Source organism: Acidovorax sp. KPB24-03 (assembly GCF_057546605.1).
The window spans coordinates 1-5,167 of sequence record NZ_BAAJYR010000242.1 but is presented as its reverse complement, the minus strand read 5'-3'; the positions used below and the strand labels follow the sequence as shown (position 1 = coordinate 5,167).

Here is a 5,167-nt window from a genome sequence, read left to right as displayed (position 1 = left end):
GCCCAGCCGCGCCAGCGTGTCCTCGGCGCGCAGATGCGACTGGATGCGCCGGCCGACCTCGATGAGCAACTGATCGCCGGCGGCATGGCCGTGCTGGTCGTTCACGCGCTTGAAGCCGTCGAGATCGAGGTAGCACACGGCCAGCAGTTCGCGGTGCCTTTGCGCATGGGCGATCGCCAGCACCAGCCGGTCGGCCAGCAGGCGGCGGTTGGGCAGGCCGGTGAGGCTGTCGTACAGCGCGATGTGCTCCAGCTCCTGCTCGTGCGCCTTGATCTGGGTGATGTCGCTGATGACCACGATGTAGTGGTGCGGGTAACCTTCGTCGCCCAGCACCGCCGCGATGGACACGCGCTGCGGCAAGGCCCCCTGCGGGCTGCGCCCGAGCAGTTCCCCCTGCCAGTAGCCCTGGGCCTGCACGGCATGCCATACGCCAGGAAAGTCGGGGTGGGGCGCGGCGGCGTAGAGCGTCTGCACGTGGCGGCCGAGGACTTCAGTGCGGGACTCGCCCATCATCCGCTCGAAGGCGGGATTGGCATCCACGATGGCACGCTCGGCGTCCAGGATGAGCACCGCTTCGTAGCTGTGCGCGAACACGCTGGCGGCGATGCCCAGCCGCATCTCTGCTTCCTTCACGCCGCGCAGGTCGGTGACGAACCCCACGAACATCGGGCTCCCGGGTGCATCGGCGCGCCCGATGGCCAGCCGCAGCGGGAAGGTGCTGCCGTCGCGGTGCAGCCCCAGCACCTCGCGGCCCGTGCCGATGATGCGCGCCTCGCCGGTCTCCAGGTAGCGGCGCAGGTAGCCGTCGTGGGCGGCGCTGTCGGGCTGCGGCATGAGCATGCGGATGTTGCGGCCCAGCACGTCGGTGGGCGGCCAGCCGAAGATGCGCTCCGCCGAGCGGTTGTAGCTTTGGACCGTGCCTTCATGGTCGATGGTGATGATGCCGTCCACCGCCGTGTCCACCAGGGCGCGCAGGCGCGATTCGCTGCGGCGCACCTTGCGGTACATGTCGCGGTAGCGGATCAGGCCGTTGGCCACGCCCGCGAAGATTCCCACCCCGGCCGTCACCAGCGCCACCATCACCGCGAGCGCCTGCGTCCAGGCGTGGCTGTCCGGCATTTCCGGGTCGGCCTGCCCGACGAAGCGGGCAGCCGCCATGGCGGTGTAGTGCATGCCCGAGATCGCCATGCCCATGATGCTGCCCGACAGCACGGTGGCCTGCCAGTTGGACATGCCGCTGCGCTGGTGCACCGTGAAGCGCACCCACAGCGCCAGCACGGCCAGGACGACCGCCACCACGATCGATGCGGCGAACCAGGCCGGGTCGTAGCGCAGGTCCGGTGCCATGCGCAGGGCTTCCATGCCGGCGTAGTGCATGGCGCCGATGCCCGCGCCCACGAGCAATCCGCCCATGGCCAATTGCCGCCCGGTGACCTCCTGGCGGGCCAGCACGGTGAGCGCCACCCAGGAGGCGGCCAGGCCCGGCAGCATCGACAGGAGGGTGATGCCCACGTCGTATTGGACCGCCACGCACAGGGTGAAGGCCAGCATGCCGATGAAGTGCATGGCCCAGATGCCCGCCCCCAGCGCGACGGCGGAAGTGGCCAGCGCCATCGTGCGGTGCACCGGTTCGTGGGTCAGCCGGGCCTGCCCCGCCAGGTGCAGCGCGAGGGTCGACGTGGCCACGGCCACCGCGACCGACAGCAGCACCAGCCACGGATCGTGCTGTGCCACCAGCAGGTCGGCAGGGGACTCTCCCAGCAAGAAAAACCGCTCCAGCATGCAAGCTCCTCCCGTGTGTCACCGGCCTTGGCCGTGGGGGATGGCTACCGAGCGCGCGGTGCCATCGTTTATGGACAACGGGTGCATCATGAAGGCGATATCCCTGCGGGGCAAGCGCCGGGTGTCTCAGGGGGGCGCGGCCCGCAGGCCGCGGCACGGCTCAGGCGGCAGCCTGCAGCCCGTTGGAGAAGTGCTCGCGCATGGCGCAGGCGGCGGCCTGCGCGTCGTGTGCCTGCAGCGCGGCCAGCACCCGGCCGTGTTCGCGCAGCGATTCCTCGATGCGGCCCTGCTTTAGCAGCGAGTTGTGGCGGTTGAGCTTCATCACCTTGCGCAGGTCGGCCACCATCTGGTTGCGCCAGCGGTTGTCGGCCATCTCCAGCACCCGCATGTGAAAGCGCTCGTTCACCGCGAAGAAGCGCTCGCGGTCGGCCACGCTGGAGGCCAGCTCGCGGTGCAGTCCTTCCAGCTCGCGCAGCTGTTCGGCCGTGGCGCTGGCGGCGACCACGCCGGCCGCATCGCTCTCCAGCAGCGCCAGCAGGTGGTACACGTCGCGCAGGTCCTTGTCGGACACCTCGGTCACGTAAGCGCCGCGGCGGACCTTCATCGTGACCAGCCCTTCGGCGGCGAGCACCTTGAGGGCCTCGCGCAGGGGGGTGCGGCTGATGCCGAACTCCTCGGCGATGCGCAGCTCGTCGATCCAGCTGCCGGGCTGCAGCTCGCGCCGAAAGATGCGCTGGCGCAGTTGCTCCGCCACCTCTTCGTAGAGGGCGCGGGGGGTGAGGGTGGCGGCTGACATGGCGGGAATGTACCGCAGAAAAACTATAAATTAATAATTACAGATTGGGTTAGACTCGCTTCACTGTGCCAAATCGTTGCAGCGCCACCGCGCTTTTCTCGCCACCCGTGAAGCCTTCCCAGATATGAGCAGCAACACCCCATTCCCCTCTTTTGCCTCCGCAGACCTCGCCGCGTGGACCCGGGCCGCCGCCAAGTCGGCCCCCGGTGGCGATGTCGCGGCGCTGAACTGGGTGACGCCCGATGGCATCACGGTCAAGCCGCTCTACACGGCCGAGGACACGGCGAATCTGCCTTACGCCAACACGCTGCCAGGCTTCGAGCCCTACCTGCGCGGCCCGCAGGCCACGATGTACGCGGTGCGGCCCTGGACGATCCGCCAGTACGCGGGCTTTTCCACGGCCGAGGAGTCCAACGCCTTCTATCGGAAGGCACTGGCTGCCGGCGGTCAGGGGGTGAGCGTGGCGTTCGACCTGGCCACGCACCGCGGCTACGACAGCGACCATCCGCGGGTCACGGGCGACGTGGGCAAGGCCGGCGTGGCGATCGATTCGGTGGAGGACATGAAGATCCTCTTCGACCAGATTCCGCTGGACAAGGTGAGCGTGTCCATGACGATGAATGGCGCCGTGCTGCCGGTGCTGGCCGGCTACGTGGTGGCCGCGGAAGAGCAGGGCGTGCGGCAGGACCAGCTGTCGGGAACCATTCAGAACGACATTCTGAAAGAGTTCATGGTGCGCAACACCTACATCTACCCGCCCAAGCCCTCGATGCGCATCATCGGCGACATCATCGGCTACACGGCGCGGAACATGCCGAAGTTCAATTCCATCTCCATCAGCGGCTACCACATGCAGGAGGCGGGCGCCAACCAGGCGCTGGAGCTGGCCTTCACCCTGGCCGATGGCAAGGAGTACGTGAAGACGGCCATCGCCTCGGGGCTGGACGTGGACGAGTTCGCCGGCCGCCTGTCGTTCTTCTGGGCGATCGGCATGAACTTCTATCTGGAGGTGGCCAAGATGCGCGCCGCGCGCCTGCTGTGGTGCCGCATCATGAAGGCCACCGGTGCCAAGAACCCCAAGAGCCTGATGCTGCGCACCCACTGCCAGACCAGCGGCTGGAGCCTGACCGAGCAGGACCCCTACAACAACGTGGTGCGCACCACCATCGAGGCCATGGCCGCGGTGTTCGGCGGCACGCAGAGCCTGCACACCAATGCGCTGGACGAGGCCATCGCGCTGCCCACCGAGTTCTCGGCCCGCATCGCCCGCAACACGCAGCTCATCATCCAGGAAGAGACCCACATCACCAGCGTGATCGACCCCTGGGCCGGAAGCTACATGATGGAAAAGCTCACGCAGGACATGGCCGATGCCGCGTGGACCATCATCGAAGAGGTCGAGGCCATGGGCGGCATGACCCAGGCGGTGGACAGCGGCTGGGCCAAGCTCAAGATCGAGGCCGCGGCCGCCGAGAAGCAGGCGCGCATCGACTCGGGCAAGGACGTGATCGTGGGCGTCAACAAGTACAAGCTGCACAAGGAAGACCCGGTCGACATCCTGCAGATCGACAACGTGAAGGTGCGCGACGGGCAGATCGCGCGCCTGAAAGCCATCCGCGAAAAAACGCGATGCCGCGCAGGTGCAGCAGGCGCTGGACGCACTCACGGCCGCGGCGGAGAGCGGCGAAGGCAACCTGCTCGACCTGGCCATCCAGGCGATGCGGCTGCGCGCCACGGTGGGCGAGGTGTCCGATGCGCTGGAGAAGGTCTATGGCCGCCACCGCGCCGACACGCAGAAGGTGACGGGCGTGTATGCCGCCGCCTACGACTCTGCCGAAGGCTGGGAGCAGCTCAAGGCCGAGATCAACGAGTTCGCCGAGGCCGAAGGCCGCCGCCCGCGCGTGATGATCGCCAAGCTCGGCCAGGACGGGCACGACCGCGGTGCCAAGGTGGTCGCCACGGCCTTCGCCGACCTGGGTTTCGACGTGGACATGGGCCCGCTGTTCCAGACCCCCGAGGAATGCGCCCGCCAGGCCATCGAGAACGACGTGCACGCCGTGGGGGTCTCCACCCTGGCGGCGGGGCACAAGACGCTGGTGCCGGCCATCATCCAGTCGCTCAAGGACCAGGGCGCGGACGACATCATCGTCTTCGTGGGCGGCGTGATCCCGGTGCAGGACTACGACTTCCTCTACGAGGCGGGCGTCAAGGGCGTGTATGGCCCCGGCACGCCTATCCCGGCCAGCGCCAAGGACGTGCTGGAGCAGATCCGCAAGGCCTTCGCGGCATGACGATGGCGACCGTCGGCCGGGCGCCTGCGCGCATGGCATGGCGCCGCGTGGAGGTGCCGCATTGACCGCCCCCGCATTCACCTGGCATCCGGTGGCCGAAGCGGACTTCGAGCCCATGCTGGCGCTGCGCACCGCGGCCATGCGCGAGAGCCTGGAGCGCGTGGGCCGCTACACGCCCGAGCGCTCGCGCGAGCGGCTGCGCGCGGCTTTCACCCCCGAGCACATGCAGCACCTGGTCGCACCCGACGGCCGGCGCATGGGCTTCGTCACCGTGCGGCCCGAGGGCGGCCGGGCGCTG

The 5,167-nt window shown here is 68.4% G+C and carries 2 protein-coding genes and 2 pseudogenes; 2 read left to right on the top strand and 2 right to left on the bottom strand.

The features are described 5' to 3' along the window. Positions 1 to 1,782: sensor domain-containing diguanylate cyclase (locus AC27KI_RS18225; RefSeq protein WP_487115122.1), on the bottom strand; the 1,782-nt coding region annotated here is incomplete at its 3' end. 160 nt (positions 1,783 to 1,942) lie between these two features. After that, positions 1,943 to 2,578, bottom strand: a complete 636-nt coding sequence (locus AC27KI_RS18220) for a GntR family transcriptional regulator (protein ID WP_487115120.1) — start codon at positions 2,576 to 2,578, stop codon at positions 1,943 to 1,945. Positions 2,579 to 2,702: 124 nt separating this feature from the next. On the opposite strand from AC27KI_RS18220, the pseudogene scpA reads away from it, so the two are divergent. Together scpA and AC27KI_RS18210 are read left to right on the top strand one after the other, a co-directional pair. Further along, positions 2,703 to 4,869 (top strand): annotated as a pseudogene (gene scpA, locus AC27KI_RS18215) (methylmalonyl-CoA mutase). Positions 4,870 to 4,930: 61 nt separating this feature from the next. Then, positions 4,931 to 5,167: pseudogene (locus AC27KI_RS18210) on the top strand (GNAT family N-acetyltransferase); the annotation flags it as partial.

What these genes read in the sequence shown, in the direction of transcription:
- AC27KI_RS18220 (WP_487115120.1), bottom strand. Translation starts at nt 2,578, where the DNA reads ATGTCAGCCGCCACCCTCACCCCCCGCGCCCTCTACGAAGAGGTGGCG.